Raw genomic sequence first — 22,297 nt, 5'->3', positions numbered from 1 at the left:
ATGGATTTTTGAAGGTATAATAGTAGCAAGGAGTTGATTCAATTGAGAAAATTATTCGTGGCCATTATACTAGCCAGCACGGTGCTTATTGCAGGATGTTCGGGAGAGGTGGAGAAAATCGCTGAAAACGTTGATGTGGATGGTTTAAAGGATAAGGCAGTAGAGATTGTAGGAGATCGCCTTGAGGAGACTGAGCAGGTTCAAATACTCAAGGAATACTACAGCTATATCGAGCAGAGGATGGATGAGGATAAAATTATCAATTTCCTGAAGGAAAATGTGGATAGCCTTGATGAGTTTCGGGTTGACGAAATGCTATTTCAGCTGGAAAACCATCTTTACGCTCAGGGCTACGACACTAAGGGAGTGCTCCAGAAGCTTGCTCCACATGTCCAGCATGCATCAGATGAGTTCAAGTCATACTTTAGAATATGGAACAAGGAGGTTGAGAATGAGACCACAGATGGTGAGAGAATAAACATTCCAGCCGAGGAAATTCTGGAAAGGGCCCTTCAGATCGAAAGTCATATGGAAAGCTACCCAGAGGGAAAAACCAGAACCAGATTAGAGGATCTCTATGACACATATATGAGCCTGGCCATTCAGGGTCTGGGCAATCAATACGTTTATGCCCAGGAGGGAAAGAGTGAGATCAGGGATGACATTCTTCAGCTTTATGAAGAAACAATAAGGGAAAATCCTAACACGAGGACAGCAAGGATTCTACAGGAATATCTGGATGAAATAGAGAAGGATGAAATGAAGCTGGATGGAGAGAACGCTCTTTACTTTTACGATAACCTTGAGAGGATAATTGAGAATATGAAATAGGATGGTCACTTGACCATCCTAAAATTTTCTTCGAACCTTTATCCTCAAATTGTCGCCCTCATATCCAACTTCGCCATCGTTTACTAGAGCACCCAAAAGATGCAGCTCAGAAAAATCATTGCTTCCAATGAGATTCCAGTAATACTCCTCCGCTTCATCCTTTCGGGGTGAATTGATGATGCTGTCCAGTTCCCGGATTTGCTTATCTGATATTCTTGTGCAGCATCCTTCCAGGATAATAACACCTTCATGATCATCAAGGTCCATCTGGATATTGATGTGGTGATTGCCCGCCTTTAAGAAAAATCTTACCAATTCATTCATGATTTTTAAAAGCTTGGATTTTTCGTCCTTCATAGATTCCTCTCCCTTTTGTAAGATTCAAATATTGGAACCAGAAAAGCTGCAACAAACCCTCCTGAAAAACCATTGTTGTAAAGATTCATGCCCCCATGAAGATATCCAAGATTGGATACCAATGCGAGATGAAGGAATCCTGCGAGTATACCTGCAAAATAACCATAATGTCCAGATATTGGGGCTAAAGTTGTGGCAAAAAGGACCGTTAGCAAAAATCCTGTAGATGAGAACGGCAGTCCGGCAATTAAGCCTGCAACAAGAACACCCACCATTATGGGAAGTGAATTGCCAGGGTGTTTTCCAAAGGATCCAAATCCCACCAGTGTAAAGATACCCCCTATTATGGGACCATTTATGGGACCTTGCAGAAGGGATACAAGAAGAATCCCCAACAAACCAAGAACTCCCATATTTAGGATAGATGTTGAGAACCCGTGAAGTGACACAAAGTCTGTAACCAATCGCCCGGGATTCTTTAGAAGGGATCTGTATTCTTTCCAACTGTTTTTCGAGGTTATCAGTCCAACAAGTATCATTGAGAAGAAATACAACACCAGTAGGACCAATAAAGGAATGCTTGTCTCAGTAACTATGATTTGATTCAGTGAATGGTCATATCCACTGAGTCTAAATACTGACATTAGTATCATGCCTATGATTCCGGATGTGAAGCCGATATTATATAGATTGAAGCCTTGATGGAACCTTACGAAGCTGCTTGCCAAAGGCGGGAGGATCAATCCGATGACTAAGCCGGCACCTACTCCCAAAACTATCCCCGGAAACACACCAAATCCCATCCCAAAGCTGACCTGACTGACAATTGGTGAAAGCGCAGTTCCAAAATAAGCTATAATGATGTATTTTGTAAAATGGTCCTTTTGGATCCGGCTAAAAATATATACTCCCAGGAGAATTCCTTGGATGTTGTAAATGTTTTTCCCGAAAAAAGCAAAGCCTCCCACCGTAAATACTGCTGCTATGAGAGGACCATTCATAAGGGCATCATTCCTGCGGGCGATGAAAATTGTCAATAGCATTAGAACGCCGCTGTTCAAGAGGCTAGCTCCAATACCACCTATGGCCAGATAGTCCGTCAATAGAAGTGTTGGAGACATTGCTATATGGACAAGCCCATTTACAAGCCCATAAAAGGAGTCAAAAAGAAACGATGCGAGGATAAATGCAATTGAGTACAGGTACATTATCCTATATTTTATCTTTTCGCTGAACTCCAGCGATTTGAGAATTGCATTCTCCATCCCATCACCTAATTTCAATCTAGATTATTTTTGAAATGATCTTCTTGTACCTGTCGGTGTATTTCACCAGGTCATAATCCTGATTCTTGATTACATTGCTAATAAAGTTTTGTCGCTGGTATTCGAAGCTCATGCTGGGATTAAGGTTCTCAACCAGATAGAAGAACTTGTTTTTTGACAGATCCAAATCGGAGTTTTCGTTTTTCAATGCCCAATCAACATATCTTTCAATATAGTCCAGGGTTCTGTCCACATCCTTTTTCACAGCATAGATGTCTGCAAACATAAGTATGTTGTTTCCCATAAGGTAACCCTCAAGGTTATAATCTACAATCATTTTTCTCTGGAGGGTTGCAAGCTCCATTGCAAATTCAAGATCCCTCTCCTTAAGAGCGGTGCCCCACATGCTGGCAAGTGCAATAATTGAGTTGTTGATATTGTTGAAAAGACTTTCCTGTTCCACAATTTTGGCACTTTCACTGTCCCCAGTTATGGAATATATTGTCGATAGCATGAAGTCAGTATTTACGTTAAGCTTTGGAAGTGTATTGAGAACCTCAATTGCCTTGTCATAATCTTCCTTCATGGTGTACAGACTGCTAAGTACATACAGTGAGGCCTGCTTAACCTCCAGGTCATCAATTACAGAGGCTGCTTCAAGTAAAGAAATGGATCTGTCCAGAACAGTGTTTGCCTGATCCTCGGTTTCAGCCATCTGGATATATTCCTGCAAAAGGCTACCCATCCTGAATTTCAGGAAAAGACTGTTTGGGTATGCCTCCAAATAGTTTTCACATACCAAAAGGGCATCGTCGTAATCGCCAGTTTCGAACTTTTCCGCACAAACCTTGTAGATGTTTGTTACATCATCTGGACTTATTTCTGTTTCAAACATCAAAAGTGCATCCAGTGAAGTTCCCAGGAGCCTTGCTATTGGTGAGAGCATAGTGATGTCCGGATAGGAGGAACTGTTCTCCCACCTTTCAACAACATCTGGTGTTGTACCAAGCGCATGTGCAAACTGATCTATCGAAATTCCTTTGTTCTGTCTCAGTTTTTGGATGGTGCTTCCTATTGATAGTTTCATCTTTTCCTCCTTGTTTAGTAATGTAATTGCTGAATTTACCTATACTCAATTATACCCTTCAGACCAGAACTTAATTAAGAAAATTACTCAATTTCCGGTGCATCCCATTAACAGATTATGGTAATGGGTTTTAGACCAAAACCTGCGGGGTAGAAATATAAGGAAGCTTAAATATGAAAAGGAGGGATTTTATGTTTTTCAAGAGGATTGAAACTGAAGGACTGGCGCACTATTCCTACATGGTGGGTGATGGTGATGATATTGCTGTAATAGACCCAATGAGAGATATCCAGGTGTATATGCACGAAGCAAGAAAAGCCGGTATGAGAATAAAATACATCCTTGAGACCCACAGGAATGAGGACTATGTAATAGGGTCCATGGAGCTGGCTGAAAAAACAGGAGCCCGGATATACATATCCGACCATGAAGATCTTGGACATGTCTATGGAGAAAGAATCAGGGACGGCTTTGAAATTGTAATGGGTGAGATAAGGATAAAGGCCATACATACACCAGGTCACACCCTAGGTCATATGAGCTATGCTGTGTATGAAGAGGGAACAGAAAAGCCATACATGATCTTCACTGGAGATTGCATGTTTATGGGTGACTTTGGAAGAACGGACTTTTATGGAGAGGAAAATCTTGAAAAGATGACAGGTCTTCTGTACGATAGTCTGTTTGAGAAGATTCTTCCTCTTGGCGACCACGTTCTGCTGTTACCGGCACACGGCGCAGGGTCTGCTTGTGGAGATTCCATGGATGAGAGGCCATATTCCTCACTGGGGTATGAAAAGGCAACGAATGAACTGCTTCAGGTTGGCTCAAAGGAGGAGTTTGTCGAGAAATTTGCCAAAATGAGAATCAAACCAAGATACTTTGAGCGGATGGAGGTCCTTAACGTCAAGGGAGGGGACTTTGTTGGCGATGAGGTTGTACTAAACGTACTCACAGTTGAAGAGATAGAAGCCATCAAGGACGATGTGATACTTGTGGATGCAAGAACAAAAGAGGGATACATCGGTGGGCACATACCAGGGTCAATATTTCTGTCAAAGGGAAACCTTACGGCATTTCTAGGATCCATGTACTTCCCTGATGACAAGTTGGCCTTTATAATCGATGGTTCAATGGGTGAGATGGAGGAAATATACTGGTACTGCAGAAGAATCGGCTTTGACAACATGATGGGGTATCTGCCGGAAGGGATTGAAATGTGGCAGGAGAAGGGAAATGACATAGACAAGCTACCGACGATAACAGCCAGGGAATACAAGGAAATGGACAAGGGTGATGACTTCATTCTTCTGGACATAAGGGATGCAGAGGAGATTGAGGATGGGGATCCAGCTGAGAACAGGGTAAACATCCAACTTAAGAGCCTCTATGAGAATCTTGACAAGCTTGACAAGAGCAAGACCATATACGTTCTTTGCGGTTCAGGGAACAGAGCCACCACTGCTGCATCCTATCTTAAGTTCGAAGGATTCCATGCAGTCGTAATAACCGGTGGAATAAGAATGTACAGAAATATTTCATAGAAACGAAGAAACTGGAAAAGATCAAGCAGGCTCAAAGGGGAGGCTGCTTGATTTCTAAATCAGGGGAGGATTGCCATGAGTAACGATGTAATGATTGTTTTTGTTATACTTTTTGCTGCAATCATCATGTTCTCCACAGATAGAATTAGGAATGACGTGGCATCCATTATCATAATGCTATCCTTGGCATGGAGTGGAATAATTCCACTTAACCAGGCATTTGCAGGATTTTCATCAAATGCCGTAGTGGCAATAATGGGAGTTATGATCATAGGATTTGGCATAGAAAAGACAGGTATAATGGACAGCTTTGCCAACATAATCATGCAGAGGGCTGGAACCAAGGAAAACAAGGTCATTGCAGTGGTAATGGCAGTAGCAGGCATGATTTCCTCGTTCATGCAGAACATAGGAGCTGTGGCACTTTTTTTGCCGGCAGTAAAGAAGATTGGGAATAAATCTGGAATAAGTAATCAGAGACTGATAATGCCCCTTGCTTTTGCGGGGATTCTTGGTGGAACCATCACAATGGTTGCTTCAGGTCCTCTGATTATCCTAAATGACCTATTGAACAAGGGAGGTTACGACAGTTTTGGACTTTTCAGTGTAACACCAATCGGACTGGGAGTACTGTTTGCAGGCATCCTATACTTCTATCTACTTTCTGGGAAGGTTTTGCCTGGGGGAGGAGAGAAGAGCCAGGAAAGAAAGGACGAGCTTTTGGATATTTACAACCTTCCAAGGGAAATACATGAGGTGGTAATAGAGAAGGATTGTGAATTGATTGGAAAAACCATTGAAGAATTGGACATTTGGAGAATCTATGGTATCCATATTCTCGCACTTTGGGACTCGGGAAGCAAGACCTTTATACCATGGAGAAAGACAACCTTCAAGGAAGGCCAGATATTGGCCATATTTGGGGAAGATGAACACTTGAGTCAATTCTTCAAGGCCTTTAATCTTGAACACAAGCATGAGCTTGTAGTCTTCAGGGAGCTTGCCGATGAGAAGGAAGCGGGCTTTGCCGAAATAATTCTGCCTCCGGATTCAAATCTCAAAGGGAAGACCCTGGAGGAAATTGCCCTTAGAAAAAACTATAGGATTGAACCAATAATATACATTAACACAGATGGAAACAGACTGAACCTAATGGATTGGGAAATGGAGCCCGGGCTTAAGGTCATAGTTTTCGGCCGATGGGAGGACCTGAACAGCCTGAAAAAATCAAAGGATTTTGTTGTAATAAGTGATGTCAAGCCTCCTGAGGAAAGCTCAAGGGCGGATAAGAAAGTTCATGCTATGGCGATACTGGGAGTGGGAATACTATTGATACTATTTGGAGTTTCCTTGCCTCTTAGCTTCCTTTCTGCAGCCATATTGATGCTATTCACCAAAGTTATTTACAAGGAGGAGCTATACGAGGCAATTGACTGGAAAACAGTATTTTTGCTGGCTGGTCTAATACCATTGGGAACCGCATTTGAACAGACGGGAGCCGCCAGATTGACGGCGGAAGCAATAATTGGTGTGGTTGAATCATGGAATGTGTTTTTCATCCTAATTGTTATCGGATTAATCACATCCTTCTTCTCGCTGTTTATGTCAAATGTAGCGGCAACGGTGCTGTTGGTACCTTTGATACTTATAATGGGTGAGAGCTTCGGTATAGACCCAAGAGGTCTTGCTCTTCTTGTTGCAGTTGCTGCATCAAATTCATTTGTCATTCCCACCCATCAGGTCAATGCGTATGTTATGGGTCCCGGAAACTACAAGACAGGGGATTACATTAAGGCAGGAGGGATAATGAGTGTAATATTCCTTCTTGTATCTACATTGATAGTTTATTTGTTCTATATTTAACATAATGAGTGAAGGAGGAGAAAGATGGATTTTTTGATGCTTGAAAGATGGTCACCCTACGTTGTGGGGATTTTGATCGGACTTTTGAATGTGGGTTCACTTCTTGTTTCAAAGAAGCCCCTGGGTGCCTCCACAAGCTTTATGAAGCTTGGAGGGATAATCTACAGGTCCTTTGACAAGGAGAAGGTTCAGAACAACGAATATTACCAAAAGAACGAATTGAAGCTGGACTGGGGTATGATGCTTGTGCTGGGGATAATCATAGGAGCATTCGTATCTGCAATGCTGTCGGGAGATTTCAGTCTAACTGCAGTTCCAGAAATGTGGGCCAGTGAAGTGTCAGGAAGTTTTATGCTAAGGTTTGCTTCTGCAGTAGTGGGAGGAATATTCCTGGGCGTAGGTGCAAGATGGGCTGGTGGATGCACCAGTGGACATGGAATCAGTGGAACCAGTTTTCTTTCGGTTATTAGCTGGGTGGCTGGAATTGCCTTCTTTATCGGCGGCATAGCTGTGGCCTTCCTGATTTATGGAATGTAGGGGTGATTAAAATGACTAAGAATAACAGAACCTTAATGCAGGGACTAATAATAGGAATACTCTTTGGTTTCTTTCTCCAGAAGGGAGGGGTGACCAAGTATGATGTTATCGTTGGACAATTGAGGCTCATTGATTTTACCGTTATAAAGATAATCCTGACGGCCATAGTTGTGTCCATGCTGGGAATCAGCTATTTTTACCCTAAGGATATGGTTCCGGTGAAGACCAAGGCCGGATCCATAAAGAACGCAACAATAGGGGGACTACTATTCGGTGTAGGCTTTGGACTGCTGGGCTATTGTCCTGGAACAATAGCCGGTGCAATCGGAAACGGCTACATCGATGCAGTTACAGGAGGACTCATTGGAATTGTCCTTGGAACAATGATCTATGCGATGATGTATGGCAAACTGAAGGAAAAGGGAGTCCTGACACAGGACAAGTACAGTGAATACAGTCTTTTCCATCACATAAAGGGCAGTCCATTCAAGGTGACCATTCCCTTTGGAGCCCTAATTGTGGCAGTACTGTTGTTTATGGAAATAGGAGGACTGTAGGAGGCGAGAAGATTTCGCCTCTTTACAATTGGAAGGGGGGAATGGCATGAATCAAGAGGTCGTGATAATAGGTGGAGTTGCTGCAGGAATGAGCTGTGCCGCAAAGCTATCAAGAGAAGACTCAGAAGCAAGAATAACCGTGTATGAGAAGGGAAAACACATATCCTATGGAGCCTGTGGCCTGCCATATTATATAGGTGATGTGATAGAAGATCACAATAGGCTTGTAATAAAGGAGCCTGAGGATTTTGAAGGTAGCAATATTGATGTAAGGATAAAGCACCAGGTAGTCAAGGTTTTGCCAGATAAAAAGAAGGTGGTTGTAGAAAATCTTGAAACTGGAGAGGAATTTGAAAAGAACTACCACAAGCTGGTCATTGCCACAGGGGCTGAGCCCGTGAAGCCACCCTTTGTGGATGAAAATGTGGGAAATGTGTTCACCTTAAGGACGGTTGAGGATGGACAGAGGATCAAGGAGGCAGCTCTTTCAGATAAGGTTGAAAGAGTGGTCCTGATAGGTGCTGGCTACATCGGCCTTGAGCTGGTTGAATCATTTCACAATCTTGGCAAGGATATTTCAGTGATAAACCGGTCAGCAAACATTATGAAGCCCGTTGACCAGGAAATCAGGGAGATTCTAATGGAGGAACTGAAGGGAAAGGAGATCCGGCTTAACTTCAACGAAGAGGTTGAGAAGATAACCCAGGGCGGGGATGGAATGGTAAAGTCGGTCATTACAGACAAGGGAGAGCATCAAGCAGATCTTGTTGTTGTTGCCATAGGAGTCGTACCTGCTACCAGATTTCTCGATGGAACAGGAATAGAGACACTTAAGAATGGTGCCATTGTAATAAATGATAGGATGGAGACCAACATTTCTGACATATATGCAGCAGGTGACTGCGCCACCCTATACCACAGGATCCTCAAGAAAAATGTCCACATACCCCTTGCAACCTATGCAAACAGACAGGGAAGACTTCTGGGAGAAATTCTTTCTGGAAAGGACAGCAGGTTTCCTGGAGGAATAGGAGCATCTGTGGTTAAGATAATGGATATGACCATAAGCGCAGCTGGAATAAACGAGAAACAGGCCAAGGATGAGGAGTTTGATTACGGGACGGAATTCATTAAGGGCTACAGCAATGCAGGATATTACCCAGGAAGCAAGCCCTTGTATGTAAAGTACATTTTCGATAAGAACTCCAAGATTCTTCTCGGTGCCCAGCTTGCTGGTGAAAAGGGTGCCCAGCATAGGATAGACGCACTTTCCATTGCGATTCAGAATGGGATGACCCTAAGGGAGCTTGCCTACAGTGACTTTGCATATACACCTCCATATTCAGGAGCATGGGATCCCCTTCAGGTTGCAGCAAATGTGGCTGAATAGTTTCAATCGATTGGGGAATAGATGGACAGAGGTGAATATATGGATAACAGAGATTATAATGAGCTTACAAAAAAAGAAAAATTTGGGCGTCTCAAGGAGATCTGGATTCTTTTCACAAAGCTTGGATTTCTAGCATTTGGAGGTCCTGCTGCCCATATAGCCATGCTTGAGACTGAAGCCATTGAAAAGAAGAAATGGCTTCAACGGGACAGGTTTATGGACTTTATGGGGGCTACCAACATTATTCCAGGGCCAAACTCAACAGAAATGGTCATGCTGGTTGGTTATGAGAGGGGCGGCATACCTGGACTTTTCATAGCAGGTGGAGCCTTTATCATCCCTGCCATGCTTTTGGTGTTGGTGTTTGGGGTAATGTATGTGACCTACGGATCTCTTCCCGAGCTGACAACGGTACTTGACGGGGTCAAGGCAGTCATAATGGCTGTAATAATCAATGCACTCTACAGACTGTTTAGGAATGTAATAAAGAGCAAGGAGGCTCTATTGTTTGGTGTATCCATCGCCGCTGTTTATCTTCTGGGGATAGGGGAAATTCCACTGCTGTTCATTGCTGGAGCCTTGATGATGCTATGGAAGAACAAGGACAGGATACTTGGAAAGACCTACTCTCTGGCGCTGCCGATGATTTTTCTAACCTTCCTAAAAATAGGAGCGGTGCTCTATGGAAGCGGATATGTACTTCTGGCATTCCTGGAGGCAGAATTTGTGGAGACTCTGGGTGTTCTAACCGAGCAGCAGATTCTAGATTCTGTGGCTGTTGGCCAGTTCACACCAGGCCCTGTGTTTACAACGGCAACCTTCATAGGATACATTCTTGGAGGGTTTCAGGGAGCAATCCTTGCGACAATCGGTATATTTCTGCCTGCCTTTATCTTGGTCATATTTCTGAAGCCCCTGATATACAAGCTCAGGGAGAACAAATGGCTCTCAGGTGCCCTGGATGGGGTAAATATAGCATCTTTGGTGCTGATGGCGGTTGTCAGTGTAAAGCTTGGAATGTCATCCATCATAAGTGTTACAACAGCCCTGATTTTCATTGGAAGCATGGTTGGAATAATGAAGTATAATATCAACACCGCCTGGCTAATAATAGCAGGAGGGGGGCTCAACTGGATAGTTCAAATGATCATATAAAAAAGAACCCATCGGGGTTCTTTTTTAGTACAAACCATAGGTTGAATCAATATCCTGTACAAAGATGATACCATTGCCTGGTTCATCTATTTTCATATCAGTGCTTATGGAGGATACTATTCCGTCTGTCAGATCCCTTTGGGAGATTATCAGTACGACTTCCTTTTCGGGTTCAATCTCCATGCCAAAGACCTTGCTGGTCTCATGGATTCCAGATCCCCTGCCGTTGATTATGGTGGCACCCCTTGATCCTGCCTTGTTTGCCGCATCAACCACCATTTCTCCCTTTCCCTTGTCCACGATTGATATTACAAGATTGTATTCTGCCACCTCTTCACCTCTTTCCACATTATCATTGCATTTCATGGCCTTTGTACCGAAAATTCCCCTGATGGAAGTGCTAAAGGCAATTCCATGATTTGGTTTCCTGAAGTTGAACCTTCTGTCCAGCTCTTCAAGTGCAGCTTTGGAGGTGTTGGAATCTGAGGCCATTAGGACAATTTCCTTTCTGGCTTCATTTATTCCAAGAAACTCCAAGAGCTGGTTTTTGATTGTTCCTGTTCCCAAAAGAACGGTTCCACCGGTGACACCATGCTTTTTTGCATGCTTCATTATCTTGCTGGCCATACCGAAATTGACAATAACTGTAATTAGATTTATTTCATCAAAGCATTTTCTGTCATCGATCACTTTCAACCCCCTCCTTTCTGGAATTTATACTGAAGAGCATCCCTAGTATCTGCAGGGTTAGAATTGGCATAAGCGCAACCATTGCAATCATGCCAAAGCCATCCAAAAGGACATCGGCCCAGGGTATGGCCTCAGCTGCCCCCTGTGTGAAGGCAAGGATGAAGGTTGCCGTCATGGGACCTGTGGCAACCCCACCGGCATCAAAGGCTATACCTACAAACAGCTTGGGGACAACATAGCTTAGGCCGATTGAAAGTGCATAGCCCGGCAGCAGATAGTGCCAGAGCTGGATGCCAGGTACCACAATCCTAAGCATTGACAGGCCAATTGCCAGTCCTCCACCAAGTGCTAGGGCAGTTAGAACTGCTCTTCTTTTTACATAACCGCTTGTGACCTCCTCAATCTGATGTGTTAGAACATAGACTGCCGGTTCTGCCAACATGGTTACAATTCCCAAAATGGTTCCCATGAGTATGAGAAAATAGTAGCTTTCCCGGGATGCCAGGGTGTATCCAATAATGGTTCCAACATTCATAAATCCACCATTAACCCCCATCATAAACAGGACCAGCCCCAGGAAAGAATATACAAATCCCTTGAGAAGCCTCCCGAAAGCTTTTTTTTCAAGCTTAAAGCTTATCTTTTGTAGGAGTACAAGTAAAATCAGCAAGGGAGCAAGAGACATCACACTATCCTTGGTGATGCTTAACAGTTGGGATGAGAAGGGTTCAATGAGTGACTTGGTTTGGGGCATCGTAAAGGCGATTGTGGAGCTAAGCTCACCGGTGTCTGAAAAGATGCTTAAAATCATCACTGACATTATTGCCCCCACAGATGCAATTGATACCAATCCAAAACTGTCCTTCTCTCCAGCCTTGCTGTCCTTCTTCAATGCCGAAACACCTACAGAAAGTGCCAGTATGAATGGGACTGCAAGAATTCCAGTTGTCGCCCCTGACGTGTCAAAGGCTATTGTCAAAAGCTGTGAAGGCGTAAATATTGCCAGAAGGAATGTGATCCCATAAAGAACAGTCAAAACCTTGTAAAGGGGAATGTTGTATACAATTCTCAGCATTCCCAAAGCCACCATCACTGCAAGTCCCAGGGATACAACCACCAAAAGTGTTGTGCTGGTTATGCCACCGTTTGTTACCGCATCCACTTGGCTTGCAAGCACCAAGAGACCTGGCTCCGCTATTGAGATGAGAAAGCCCAGGACCAGTCCGGCCAATACAACAAGAAACACCTTGTTTGAGGCGGAAAGGGTTGCCCCCAGCAGTCTGCCAAGAGGAGCGATCCCAATATCCACACCAATAAGAAACAGGGTAAGTCCCACCACTATTAGAAAGGCACCGAAAATAAAGGTCAGAAGCATTGTTCCATCCAGTGGGGTAAGTGTAAAGTTAAGTAGTATCACTATTAAGGTTATGGGAAGCACAGACAAGGAAACTTCCTTGAATTTATCCAACAACAGGTTCATTTGCTCACATCCAGTTCTATCCTAAAGGACCTTCAGGTCATCTGAATAGTTATATACCCAAGTTCCCCCATAAGTACCATTTGAATGGTACAATTTGAATTTGTCCATCAATTGATAACAAAAATCAAAAACGTAACATTTGTTACTGAATCTATGATATATATTAGTGTAGAATGGACAGAGAGAATAAGGAGGTTTTTAATATATGAACAAATACTTTGATCCCAAGGAGAAAGTATACGATATAACGGAAAGGTACCCGGAGACCCTTGATGTATTTGCAGCAAACGGCTTTGAGCACCTTAAGAACGAGGTGATGCGAAAGGCAATGGGCAAGACAATAAACCTTGAAACTGCCTGCAAAACCAAGAAGGTCAACCTGCAGCTTTTTGAGCAGAAGCTGGTGGATGTGATCGAGCAGACCAGGGGATCTGTTGATGCAACCCTTAATCAGGCAAGGGAAAAGGGTGATGGTGAAGTGAGCATCCTTGGAGTCTTACCATGTCCCGTAAGGATCCCATTGATGGAAAGCTTCACAAAATGGCTCCAGGACCACGAAAAGGATCTTGACTACAGGATTGATTATGAGCTTAAGGCAGCCAACATAGGCGTTGATTGGATAAGGGATGAGATGGAGAAGGCTACTGCAGATGATATAGCCGACCTTTTCATGTCAGCCGGATTTGACCTTTTCTTTGACGAGAAGCTTATGGGCAAGTTCAAATCACAAGGTGTATTTAAGGACATGTCAGGCTTTGAAAGCCTGAACAGGAATTTTGACAATGATAGGATATCCCTTAAGGACCCCAAGGGTCAGTACACAACACTGGCTGTTGTGCCTGCTGTGTTTCTGGTAAACTCCGAAGAGCTAAAAGGAAGAGCGATGCCCCTATCATGGGAGGACCTTTTAAGTGGAGAGTTCGAGAATTCAATTTCACTGCCACTGAATGACTTCGACCTTTTCAATGCCCTTCTCTTGAGCATACACAAGGAATTTGGAGAGGATGGAATAAGAAGGCTTGGAAGGGCCCACATGAGAAGCATGACTCCAGCTGAGATGGTTAAGTCCAATGTTAGAAACACATCCTCAGGAATACCTGCCGTTACAGTAATGCCCTATCTGTTTGCCAAGATGGTAAGGGAGGAAAGTCCACTTAAACCGGTATGGCCCAAGGAGGGTGCAGTCATTAGCCCCATATTCCTTCTTTCCAAAGAAGCCAGCAGGGAGAAGGTAAAGCCCCTTGTGGACTTCTTCATGTCAAGGGAGGTTGGTCAGATGCTGGCCACAAGCGGTAAATTCCCTTCAACTCATCCGGAGGTTGAAAATGGGCTAACAGAGGATCAGGGCTTCATGTGGATTGGCTGGGACTATATCAACAGTCATCCTGATCTGGGAGCATTGATCAGGGAGTTGATGGATATCTTCAATGAGGAAGCAGGTGTGAAATAGATGAATCTAGTTATATTTTCAGGTCCTCCCTCATCAGGGAAGACCAGTATAATACTAAAGACAATTGAAGCCATGAGAAAGAGGGACCTTCAAGTAGGTGTTGTAAAATTTGACTGCCTGAGTACAGATGACGACGTCCTTTATGAAAAGGCAGGAATACCTGTCAAGAAAGGTCTTTCAGGAGCATTGTGTCCTGACCACTATTTTGCCTCGAATATCGAGGAGGTTGTCCAGTGGGGAAGGAAAACAGGACTGGACCTTCTCATAACGGAGTCCGCAGGACTTTGCAACAGATGTTCACCCTACATCAAATCCATCAAGGGGGTGTGTGTGATTGACAACCTTTCAGGGATAAACACACCCAAGAAGATTGGGCCTATGCTCAAGGCTGCAGACATTGTTGTGATCACCAAGGGAGACATCGTATCCCAGGCTGAAAGGGAGGTATTTGCATCAAAGGTGAATTCCGTAAATCCAAAGGCCATGACAATGCACATAAACGGCCTTACAGGGCAGGGGGCATTTGAGTTAAGTACCCTCCTATATGATGAGGATGAAGAGTTGGAGACGGTGACGGGAATGGAGCTCAGATATCCGATGCCATCGGCTCTTTGTTCATACTGCCTAGGGGAGACAAGGATCGGAGACGACTTCCAAATGGGAAATGTTAGAAAGATTGAGCTGGGTGATATGGATGAGTAAATTGACAATTGGCCAAATTCTGGATAAGTATCCCTTTGCCATGAGCTATTTTGTTGAGAACAAACTGGATATAGAAGATTATAAGGATAAGACATTTGAGGAGTTCCTGAATGGATTCACCCATGAGCAGGTTGAGGATCTGGCAATGGACAAGGATGAGCTTCTAGGGAATCTTGATATTTTCATAAATCAGATGAAGGAGTTTCTTGGAATAAAGGAGGAGGTTGGAGTAAGGTCACTGACTATCCTCCCAGGGTTTGACAAATCAGGCGAACCGGAAGGTTTTAATGAACTTACAATCAACACCTCGCAGATAATTTCAATCGTTGGACCCACTGGAGCAGGGAAGTCAAGGCTTCTGGCGGACATTGAGTGGACGGCACAAAAGGATACCCCAACCGGAAGGAGCATCCTTATAAATGATGAGCTTCCAGACAAGAAATGGAGATTCTCATCAAACAACAAGCTGGTAGCACAGCTTTCACAAAACATGAACTTTGTCATGGACCTTACAGTAATGGAATTCCTGCAGCTCCATGCTGAAAGCAGGCTGGTTGAGGACATAGAAGGGACCATTCAAAGGATAATCCAGGCAGCAAACAGTCTGGCAGGGGAGAAGTTCCAGCTGGACACTCCAGTGACAGCTTTGAGTGGAGGTCAATCCAGAGCCCTTATGATTGCAGATACTGCAATACTTAGCTCCTCTCCTATCGTCCTAATCGATGAAATTGAGAATGCAGGTATAGACAGGAGAAAGGCACTAAATCTTTTGATAGATGAGGACAAGATTGTCCTAATGGCAACACACGACCCCACATTGGCCCTTATTGCAGACAAGAGGATAATCATCAGAAACGGTGGGATAGCTAAGATCATTGAAACGACAGAAGAGGAAAAGGAGATTCTGCTCAGGCTTGAAAAGATGGATACCTACATCCAGAATATGAGATCAAGCCTTAGGAATGGGGAATCCTTGAGTATATAGCTGAAAGAAAAATAATCGGAAGAATAATAGGAGGAGTAATATCATGCATGACGGATGTACAGGAAGTTTTGGAAGCGGTAAGGCAGTAGTTGATAAAATAAGATCAATGGGCTTTAACACAAGACCCATGCCACCAGGAGTTACAATTAAGTGTATAGAGTGCGGCAACGATTTTGAAATGACCCACCTTGAAACAAAATGCCCAAGCTGCGAGATGGTCTATGGAGTGACGCCATGTTCGACAGCCTATCCTGAAAGGATTAAGGCAGCAGGAAAGAATTATTAGGCTTGTCATAGCTTGATAAGCGCGGAATTGATTAATTCTCCCCCATATCTAAGGATAGGGGGAGTTTTGTGTTTCTTTCAACCATTGTCTAGGAGAATCAAGTCTGGAGGGCTTTAATGGGACTTGGGAAAATAGGGGTCAGGTCAAGTTATATGTTCATTTAAAGGCATTCTGTTGTATAATTATACAAAGGAGGGATTTGATGGAATTAAAATTAGACCAGAAAATTGTCTTGGAGTTGAAGGAGAAGGGTTATAATGTTGAAGAGATGAAAAGGATAATTTTTGACGAGCTTATGGAGTATGATTTTGAGGGTTCCCAACTATTTGACCTGTTTTTTGAGCACAATGGAGAACAAATGTTAGCTCAAGGTAAAGTTGGTGAAAATGGTGTTGCACGCTGCTACGGTGTGTTCACAAGTATAATGGTAATTGAATCAGAACAATAGCCAGTAAGCCCATAAGAAGATTTTTTGTTCAACAAAGAAACAAGGGGTCCAAGAATCACTTGTTTTTATGAGCTTTGTTGGTATGAGTAGCTTAGGGTATAAAACTATTCTTATAAAGCAAGCGGTAAAACAATTCCAACTGAATCTAAAAATGGCTAAACACCGTAACCGGTTACCTGAAAAAAACATGGCATAACCAAAAAAATGAGGTTGTGCATGGGTGTATTTTTCCACACAACTTTTTTCACCAATGGTAACGTGTGTTACGGTGTTTGCACTGGGTATCTATTATAATAGTCCTTGTGAGTAACGTTAGAGAAAGTTTTTAATAAGGAGGAATTGATAATATGGCTGAGAATAAGATGTTTTGCTATCAGTGCCAGGAAGCGGCTGGTGGAATTGGATGTACAAAGGTAGGTATGTGTGGAAAGACAAGTGAGGTTGCAAACCTTCAGGACCTTATGATCTACGGACTAAAGGGACTTTCAGAAGTGGGCTTGAAGGCTGATGAGATCGGGTACAAGATGGAGGGACTTGACAGACAAATAATTGATGGCTTGTTTATGACAATAACCAATGCAAACTTCGACAAGGACAGATTCTTTGAAGGTATCAAGCTTGTACTTAAAAAGAGGGATGAACTTAAATCAGTACTTAAGGAAAAAGGCGTGGACCTGGGAGATTTGAAGGATGCAGCAACATTCACCGTAAACAGTGACGATGAGATTGTATTCAAGTCAAACAGCGCTGAGGTAAGTGTTCTTGCAACAGAAAACGAGGATGTTAGATCACTTAGGGAGTTGATAATCTACGGACTGAAGGGAATGGCAGCATATGCTGAGCACGCTGACAACCTAGGCTTCGAGGATGAAGAGATTTCAAAGTTCATAAGAAAGGCACTTGTTGCAACCATGGATGACAGCCTGAGCGCTGATGACCTAGTTGCCCTTACACTTGAGACAGGTAAATTCGGAGTTCAGACCATGGCACTTCTTGACAAGGCCAACACTTCAACCTACGGAAACCCTGAGATAAGTGAAGTTAACATCGGAGTAAGAAGCAACCCGGCTATTCTTGTATCAGGCCACGACCTGAAGGATTTCGAGGAGCTTTTGGAACAGACAAAGGACAGCGGAGTTGACATATACACACATAGTGAGATGCTTCCAGCAAACTATTATCCATCATTCAAGAAATATGAGCACTTTGTAGGAAACTACGGAAACTCATGGTGGATGCAGAAGGAAGAGTTTGAGAAGTTTAACGGAGCAATCCTGTTTACAACAAACTGTATCGTGCCTCCAAAGGCAGAATATGCTGACAGGGTCTACACAACAGGGTCATCAGGATACCCAGGCTTCAAGCATATTCCAGACAGGGTGGACGGGCAACCAAAGGATTTCTCAGAAGTCATTGAGCATGCAAAGAGACTTCCGGCACCCACTGAAATAGAGACCGGCAAGATAGTAGGCGGATTCGCTCATGCACAGGTATTTGCCCTTGCTGACAAGGTTGTTGAGGCTGTAAAGACCGGAGCAATAAAGAAATTCTTTGTAATGGCTGGTTGTGATGGAAGACAAGGCAAGAGAAGCTACTATACTGACTTTGCATCCGCTCTTCCAAAGGATACTGTAATCCTTACTGCAGGCTGTGCCAAGTACAGATACAACAAGTTGAACCTTGGAGACATCAATGGAATACCAAGAGTACTTGATGCAGGACAGTGCAACGACTCATATTCACTTGCAGTGATTGCCATGAAGCTTAAGGAGATATTCGAACTAAACGATATAAACGATTTGCCAATAGCATACAACATTGCATGGTATGAGCAAAAGGCTGTTATTGTATTGTTGGCACTTTTGTCCCTTGGAGTGAAGAACATTCACCTTGGACCTACATTGCCGGCATTCCTGTCACCTAATGTTGCTAAGGTATTGGTTGATACATTCGGAATAGGTACAATATCAGATGTTGAGAACGACATCAACATGTTCCTAGGAGAAGCAGCAAACGCATAATCTCCCCTTATTTATAGAAAACCTCACCGAAATACTTTCGGTGGGGTTTTTGTGCTTTACAAATATCTATTTTCATCATATAGTACTATTGTTGTCACAAATATAAGAGAAGAAGGTAAGAAAACAAGATGATACTCAGTCAAAAATTAGAGATGAACAAAACCAAGGTTTTCAGGAAATTGTTTTTCATAGTACTTGGAAATCTCATGTGTGCAGTTGCTTTCAATGCATTCTTTATTCCCAGCCAGTTACTAAGCGGGGGTGTAGGTGGTATTGCCCTAATGCTACGGTATCTTTTGGACTTTCCAACTGGAGTAACCGTGTTCCTGATTAATGTCCCAATTTTTATCATTGGGGCTAAGATGGTGGATCGGGAGTTCATAGTCTATGCTTTTATTTCAATGATGACTTTTTCTACACTGCTTACAGTGACAGAAGATATCGGAAGGTATTTTGTTATTGAGGATATTATTCTTGGAGCTGTATTTGGCGGGGTATTGAATGGAGTGGGCATGGGCTTGATGTTTAGGAACAGGCTATGTCAGGGTGGATTGGATATAATTGCAACCATAATAAAGAAAAAGTTCAATCTTAATATCAGCACAGGACTGATGATCCTAAACACCACCATCGTTTCTATCTCCTCAGTGCTGTTTGGATTTTCATCGGCAATGTATACAATAATCGCCATGTATGTGGGCTATCAGGTGGTGGACAAGGTTCAGATGGGTTTAAACGTTAGAAAGAACGTGTTCATAATATCGGATAAATCTGAGGAATTATCAAGTGAGATTTTAACCAGACTTCACAGGGGAGTGACTCTGCTGGAAGGGACAGGGGCCTATACAAAGCAGGGCAAGAAGGTTATCTATTGCATTGTAAACTCAAATGAGGTTGTTAAGCTAAAAGCACTTGTGGATAAAATTGACCCTACGGCATTTCTAACCATCAATGATGTGGTTGAAGTCAGGGGCAGTGGTTTTGTGAATGAGGGAATCTAGAAGGTCAGGATGCTAATATCCTGACCTTCAATTTTTATTTTTAAAGTAAGGTCTCACTTCATCCCTAATGGACAAATGGCGGCCATTGTTCAAAATCAGCTGTTATCAAACTGCAAGATAAGGGTAAATACACTAAGATAAGCAGCAAAGACTGGAGGATAATATGTTCACTAATTGGTTACTTAAAAAAATTCTCAAGGACAAAGTCAACTACCAGGATCCCGGAACAAGAAGAAGCGTAGGTTATCTAGCAGGGATTGTGGGAGTTATTGTAAATATATTGCTTACAATCATTAAGATAACAATTGGATTGCTCATATCTTCCATTGGGGTGGTGGCTGATGGAGTCAACAATTTGGCTGACTCGGCGTCATCCATAGTCACCTTGGTGGGCTTCAGGATTTCAGGCAGGCCTGCAGACAAGGAACACCCATATGGACACGGAAGGGTGGAGTACATCTCCGCAATGATAGTGGCATTTATGGTTATCATAGTTGGGGTTCAGTTTATTCGTTCCTCTGTGGAAAGGATCATTGAGCCCAAGGCTGTGCAGTTTGAGATAGTAACATTCTCCATACTGGTGGTCTCAATTCTCTTTAAGATATGGCTGGCAATATTCAACAAGGATCTTGGTGATAGGATCAATTCCAAAGGATTGAAAGCTACGGCTACAGATGCCATGGGTGATGTTCTAATAACCTCTGTGGTTGTGTTATCCATTTTGCTTGGCCAGATCACCACACTGCCGGTGGATGGGGTAGTTGGAGTGATTGTATCTCTGTTCATAATATTTGCAGGATACAATCTGGTAAAGGATACCATGAGTCCCCTTATTGGAGAAGCTCCACCTGAAGGAATGATTCAAGGAATATATGAGGATATAATGAAGTACAGATACATTACTGGAGCTCATGACCTGGTTATTCATACCTATGGGGCAGGCAGGACAATGGGCACCATAGATGTTGAGTTTCCCGCATCAATAGATGTAATAACCATACACGATGTTATAGATCAGGCTGAGAGGGACATTGGAGACAAGTATGATATGACCCTGGTAATTCACATGGATCCCCTTGGACCTGAAAGTGAAGAGAGATACCAGCTGAGGCAGAAGGTAAAAAAAATCATCAAGGAAGATGACAGGGTGCACTCAATCCACGATTTTCACATATTGGGCGAAGGGAAGGATAAAACTGTTGAATTCCATGTTGTTGTAACCGACGGCAAGCTTTCAGGAGACCGAGATTATAACAGCCTTAAGCAGGAGCTGGAAAAAGCTGTTGATGATGAGATTGATGGATTTGGTTGCAGAATAATTCTAGATATTGATTTTCATGGGGAGAGGGAAAATGACATATAAAAAGAAATTGGATATGATTGAAAAATATATACGAAGTGGTGAAAAAAAGAAGGAGGAGTTTAGAGTCGGAGTCGAAATGGAGCACTTTGTAATCTGGAGGGACTCTCTGAAGTCAGTTTCCTACTACGGAAAGGACGGAGTCGAGGAAATCCTCTTGGAACTTTTACCAAATGGCTGGGTAGGAACCTATGAAGATGAACATCTTCTCGGACTCAGGAAGAATGATATTGCAATAACTCTTGAGCCAGGCAGTCAGCTTGAGGTTAGCATAGACTCCGCAAGGGATATAAAGGATCTGGAGAAGGGCTATCTTGAGTTTTTAAATGAAATAACACCCCTTCTTGAAAGGAGAAATCAGGTGCTTGTAACTCTTGGGTATCATCCTGTGACAAGGATAGACGAAATCAAGCTGCTTCCAAAAAAAAGATATGACCTAATGTTCAATTATTTCAAAACAAAGGGTTCACATGCACATAACATGATGAAGGGAACAGGTGCATTCCAGGTGACCATTGATTATTGTGACGAAGAGGATTACCATAAGAAATTCCGGGTGCTCAATGCTCTGGCTCCGGTATTCTATGGAATTTTTGAAAATGCCCTGTTTTTCGAGGGAGAGCCCTGTAAAACTCACAATTTAAGGGCCTATGTCTGGATGAACTGCGACAACGACAGGGCAGGGATTGTGGAGGGAGCTCTGGATGAGGGTTTCGGCTACAGGGATTATGCAAGATATATACTTGAGAAGCCTCCAATATTCACCGTTAGGGATGGAGAGATAATACCAACTGGAGAGGATAAGGTCAAGGACATCTTGGACCCTGAACAAACGGAACTTGATGAGCTGGAGCATCTGATGACAATGTTCTTCCCAGATGTCAGGACAAAGAAATATATTGAGATAAGAATGATGGATTCCATTCCATATCCACTTAACTTTTCAGCGGTCGCACTGGTTAAGGGTCTATTATACAATGAGGACAACCTGGACAAGCTGGTTGAATTTGTTGAGGGAATAACCATTGACAAGGTACAGGAGACAAAGGTTGAGATCCTTGAAAAGGGTATGGATGCCACCCTTGATGGTAGAACATTAATACAGATAGGCAAGTGGATGCTTGAGCTGGCAGAGGAAGGACTTGACCTGGAGGAGAAGGAATACCTCAAACCTCTTGAAGACCTTATCACCCAGGGGAAGAATCCATATATCCACACAAGAGATAGATTTGAGAAGGGTGACAGGCATTTTGCAATAGAGTGGGCAATGCACAAATAATGGGGTGAA

At 43.1% G+C, this 22,297-nt stretch carries 21 protein-coding genes; 16 read left to right on the top strand and 5 right to left on the bottom strand.

The window, feature by feature from the left end; all coding sequences use genetic code 11:
- The first annotated feature begins 42 nt into the window (after window positions 1–42).
- Entirely contained in the window at window positions 43–831 is a 789-nt protein-coding gene (locus tag ACKVDP_RS02705; RefSeq protein WP_409227266.1) for a hypothetical protein, read from the top strand.
- A gap of 18 nt (window positions 832–849) precedes the next feature.
- On the opposite strand, the gene ACKVDP_RS02700 is transcribed toward ACKVDP_RS02705, so the two are convergent.
- From ACKVDP_RS02700 to ACKVDP_RS02690, 3 genes are read right to left on the bottom strand one after another with little or no spacing between them, the layout of a single operon-like run.
- Entirely contained in the window at window positions 850–1,188 is a 339-nt protein-coding gene (locus ACKVDP_RS02700; RefSeq protein ID WP_409227265.1) for a hypothetical protein, read from the bottom strand.
- On the bottom strand, window positions 1,185–2,453 hold the full coding sequence (locus ACKVDP_RS02695) for a DUF1576 domain-containing protein (RefSeq protein ID WP_409227264.1): 1,269 nt from the start codon (window positions 2,451–2,453) through the stop codon (window positions 1,185–1,187). Before ACKVDP_RS02695 ends, ACKVDP_RS02700 begins: the two co-directional genes overlap by 4 nt.
- A gap of 19 nt (window positions 2,454–2,472) precedes the next feature.
- On the bottom strand, window positions 2,473–3,540 hold the full coding sequence (locus ACKVDP_RS02690) for a helix-turn-helix domain-containing protein (RefSeq protein ID WP_409227263.1): 1,068 nt from the start codon (window positions 3,538–3,540) through the stop codon (window positions 2,473–2,475).
- Between the two features lie 191 nt (window positions 3,541–3,731).
- Between ACKVDP_RS02690 and ACKVDP_RS02685 the strand changes: the two genes are divergently transcribed.
- The 6 genes from ACKVDP_RS02685 (at window position 3,732) to ACKVDP_RS02660 (ending at window position 10,586) form a co-directional block, all read left to right on the top strand.
- Entirely contained in the window at window positions 3,732–5,084 is a 1,353-nt protein-coding gene (locus ACKVDP_RS02685; RefSeq protein ID WP_409227262.1) for an MBL fold metallo-hydrolase, read from the top strand.
- A gap of 75 nt (window positions 5,085–5,159) precedes the next feature.
- On the top strand, window positions 5,160–6,947 hold the full coding sequence (locus ACKVDP_RS02680; RefSeq protein ID WP_409227261.1) for an SLC13 family permease: 1,788 nt from the start codon (window positions 5,160–5,162) through the stop codon (window positions 6,945–6,947).
- 24 nt (window positions 6,948–6,971) lie between these two features.
- Window positions 6,972–7,484, top strand: a complete 513-nt coding sequence (locus ACKVDP_RS02675; RefSeq protein ID WP_409227260.1) for a YeeE/YedE thiosulfate transporter family protein — start codon at window positions 6,972–6,974, stop codon at window positions 7,482–7,484.
- 11 nt (window positions 7,485–7,495) lie between these two features.
- The gene (locus ACKVDP_RS02670) at window positions 7,496–8,041 is read left to right on the top strand and encodes a YeeE/YedE thiosulfate transporter family protein (RefSeq protein ID WP_409227259.1); all 546 of its coding nucleotides are present in this window, start codon (window positions 7,496–7,498) and stop codon (window positions 8,039–8,041) included.
- Between the two features lie 46 nt (window positions 8,042–8,087).
- Window positions 8,088–9,431, top strand: a complete 1,344-nt coding sequence (locus ACKVDP_RS02665; protein WP_409227258.1) for a CoA-disulfide reductase — start codon at window positions 8,088–8,090, stop codon at window positions 9,429–9,431.
- Between the two features lie 39 nt (window positions 9,432–9,470).
- Window positions 9,471–10,586, top strand: coding sequence for a chromate transporter (locus ACKVDP_RS02660; RefSeq protein ID WP_409227257.1), 1,116 nt, complete (start codon window positions 9,471–9,473; stop codon window positions 10,584–10,586).
- A 24-nt stretch (window positions 10,587–10,610) separates the two neighbouring features.
- On the opposite strand, the gene ACKVDP_RS02655 is transcribed toward ACKVDP_RS02660, so the two are convergent.
- Both ACKVDP_RS02655 and ACKVDP_RS02650 read right to left on the bottom strand, forming a co-directional pair.
- Complete coding sequence (locus ACKVDP_RS02655) at window positions 10,611–11,276, bottom strand: P-II family nitrogen regulator (protein WP_409227256.1); 666 nt, start codon at window positions 11,274–11,276, stop codon at window positions 10,611–10,613.
- Entirely contained in the window at window positions 11,266–12,756 is a 1,491-nt protein-coding gene (locus tag ACKVDP_RS02650) for a DUF1538 domain-containing protein (protein WP_409227255.1), read from the bottom strand. The genes ACKVDP_RS02655 and ACKVDP_RS02650 overlap by 11 nt, the downstream gene beginning before the upstream one ends.
- A gap of 205 nt (window positions 12,757–12,961) precedes the next feature.
- On the opposite strand from ACKVDP_RS02650, the gene ACKVDP_RS02645 reads away from it, so the two are divergent.
- From ACKVDP_RS02645 to ACKVDP_RS02605, 9 genes are all read left to right on the top strand, one after another.
- Window positions 12,962–14,206 carry an ABC transporter substrate-binding protein gene (locus ACKVDP_RS02645; protein WP_409227254.1) on the top strand — a complete coding sequence of 415 codons (1,245 nt, stop codon included), beginning with the start codon at window positions 12,962–12,964 and terminating at the stop codon, window positions 14,204–14,206.
- On the top strand, window positions 14,207–14,908 hold the full coding sequence (locus ACKVDP_RS02640) for a GTP-binding protein (protein ID WP_409227253.1): 702 nt from the start codon (window positions 14,207–14,209) through the stop codon (window positions 14,906–14,908). It begins immediately after the preceding gene.
- Window positions 14,901–15,893 (top strand): ATP-binding cassette domain-containing protein, encoded by a 993-nt coding sequence (locus ACKVDP_RS02635; protein ID WP_409227252.1) that lies wholly within the window; start codon window positions 14,901–14,903, stop codon window positions 15,891–15,893. The genes ACKVDP_RS02640 and ACKVDP_RS02635 overlap by 8 nt, the downstream gene beginning before the upstream one ends.
- 43 nt (window positions 15,894–15,936) lie before the next feature.
- Window positions 15,937–16,179, top strand: a complete 243-nt coding sequence (locus ACKVDP_RS02630) for a hypothetical protein (RefSeq protein ID WP_409227251.1) — start codon at window positions 15,937–15,939, stop codon at window positions 16,177–16,179.
- A gap of 202 nt (window positions 16,180–16,381) precedes the next feature.
- On the top strand, window positions 16,382–16,627 hold the full coding sequence (locus ACKVDP_RS02625) for a hypothetical protein (RefSeq protein ID WP_409227250.1): 246 nt from the start codon (window positions 16,382–16,384) through the stop codon (window positions 16,625–16,627).
- Window positions 16,628–16,974: 347 nt separating this feature from the next.
- A complete protein-coding gene (hcp, locus tag ACKVDP_RS02620) occupies window positions 16,975–18,648 on the top strand; it encodes a hydroxylamine reductase (protein ID WP_409227249.1) in 1,674 nt (557 codons plus the stop codon).
- Window positions 18,649–18,776: 128 nt separating this feature from the next.
- Complete coding sequence (locus ACKVDP_RS02615; protein ID WP_409227248.1) at window positions 18,777–19,649, top strand: YitT family protein; 873 nt, start codon at window positions 18,777–18,779, stop codon at window positions 19,647–19,649.
- Window positions 19,650–19,812: 163 nt separating this feature from the next.
- Window positions 19,813–21,012 (top strand): cation diffusion facilitator family transporter, encoded by a 1,200-nt coding sequence (locus ACKVDP_RS02610; RefSeq protein WP_409227247.1) that lies wholly within the window; start codon window positions 19,813–19,815, stop codon window positions 21,010–21,012.
- Window positions 21,002–22,288, top strand: a complete 1,287-nt coding sequence (locus ACKVDP_RS02605; protein ID WP_409227246.1) for a glutamate--cysteine ligase — start codon at window positions 21,002–21,004, stop codon at window positions 22,286–22,288. The genes ACKVDP_RS02610 and ACKVDP_RS02605 overlap by 11 nt, the downstream gene beginning before the upstream one ends.
- Window positions 22,289–22,297: the final 9 nt, after the last annotated feature.

Origin of the sequence: Gudongella ferriphila (genome assembly GCF_046224405.1) — a bacterium.
Classification (GTDB): Bacteria; Bacillota; Clostridia; order Tissierellales; family Tissierellaceae; genus Gudongella.
This window is presented reverse-complemented; position numbering and strand designations above follow the sequence as displayed.

Coding starts and splice junctions, on each gene's coding strand:
- ACKVDP_RS02700 (WP_409227265.1), bottom strand. CDS start 1,188: ATGAAGGACGAAAAATCCAAGCTTTTAAAAATCATGAATGAATTGGTA.
- ACKVDP_RS02695 (WP_409227264.1), bottom strand. CDS start 2,453: ATGGAGAATGCAATTCTCAAATCGCTGGAGTTCAGCGAAAAGATAAAA.
- ACKVDP_RS02690 (WP_409227263.1), bottom strand. CDS start 3,540: ATGAAACTATCAATAGGAAGCACCATCCAAAAACTGAGACAGAACAAA.
- ACKVDP_RS02685 (WP_409227262.1), top strand. CDS start 3,732: ATGTTTTTCAAGAGGATTGAAACTGAAGGACTGGCGCACTATTCCTAC.
- ACKVDP_RS02680 (WP_409227261.1), top strand. CDS start 5,160: ATGAGTAACGATGTAATGATTGTTTTTGTTATACTTTTTGCTGCAATC.
- ACKVDP_RS02675 (WP_409227260.1), top strand. CDS start 6,972: ATGGATTTTTTGATGCTTGAAAGATGGTCACCCTACGTTGTGGGGATT.
- ACKVDP_RS02670 (WP_409227259.1), top strand. CDS start 7,496: ATGACTAAGAATAACAGAACCTTAATGCAGGGACTAATAATAGGAATA.
- ACKVDP_RS02665 (WP_409227258.1), top strand. CDS start 8,088: ATGAATCAAGAGGTCGTGATAATAGGTGGAGTTGCTGCAGGAATGAGC.
- ACKVDP_RS02660 (WP_409227257.1), top strand. CDS start 9,471: ATGGATAACAGAGATTATAATGAGCTTACAAAAAAAGAAAAATTTGGG.
- ACKVDP_RS02650 (WP_409227255.1), bottom strand. CDS start 12,756: ATGAACCTGTTGTTGGATAAATTCAAGGAAGTTTCCTTGTCTGTGCTT.
- ACKVDP_RS02645 (WP_409227254.1), top strand. CDS start 12,962: ATGAACAAATACTTTGATCCCAAGGAGAAAGTATACGATATAACGGAA.
- ACKVDP_RS02640 (WP_409227253.1), top strand. CDS start 14,207: ATGAATCTAGTTATATTTTCAGGTCCTCCCTCATCAGGGAAGACCAGT.
- ACKVDP_RS02635 (WP_409227252.1), top strand. CDS start 14,901: ATGAGTAAATTGACAATTGGCCAAATTCTGGATAAGTATCCCTTTGCC.
- ACKVDP_RS02630 (WP_409227251.1), top strand. CDS start 15,937: ATGCATGACGGATGTACAGGAAGTTTTGGAAGCGGTAAGGCAGTAGTT.
- ACKVDP_RS02625 (WP_409227250.1), top strand. CDS start 16,382: ATGGAATTAAAATTAGACCAGAAAATTGTCTTGGAGTTGAAGGAGAAG.
- hcp (WP_409227249.1), top strand. CDS start 16,975: ATGGCTGAGAATAAGATGTTTTGCTATCAGTGCCAGGAAGCGGCTGGT.
- ACKVDP_RS02615 (WP_409227248.1), top strand. CDS start 18,777: ATGATACTCAGTCAAAAATTAGAGATGAACAAAACCAAGGTTTTCAGG.
- ACKVDP_RS02610 (WP_409227247.1), top strand. CDS start 19,813: ATGTTCACTAATTGGTTACTTAAAAAAATTCTCAAGGACAAAGTCAAC.
- ACKVDP_RS02605 (WP_409227246.1), top strand. CDS start 21,002: ATGACATATAAAAAGAAATTGGATATGATTGAAAAATATATACGAAGT.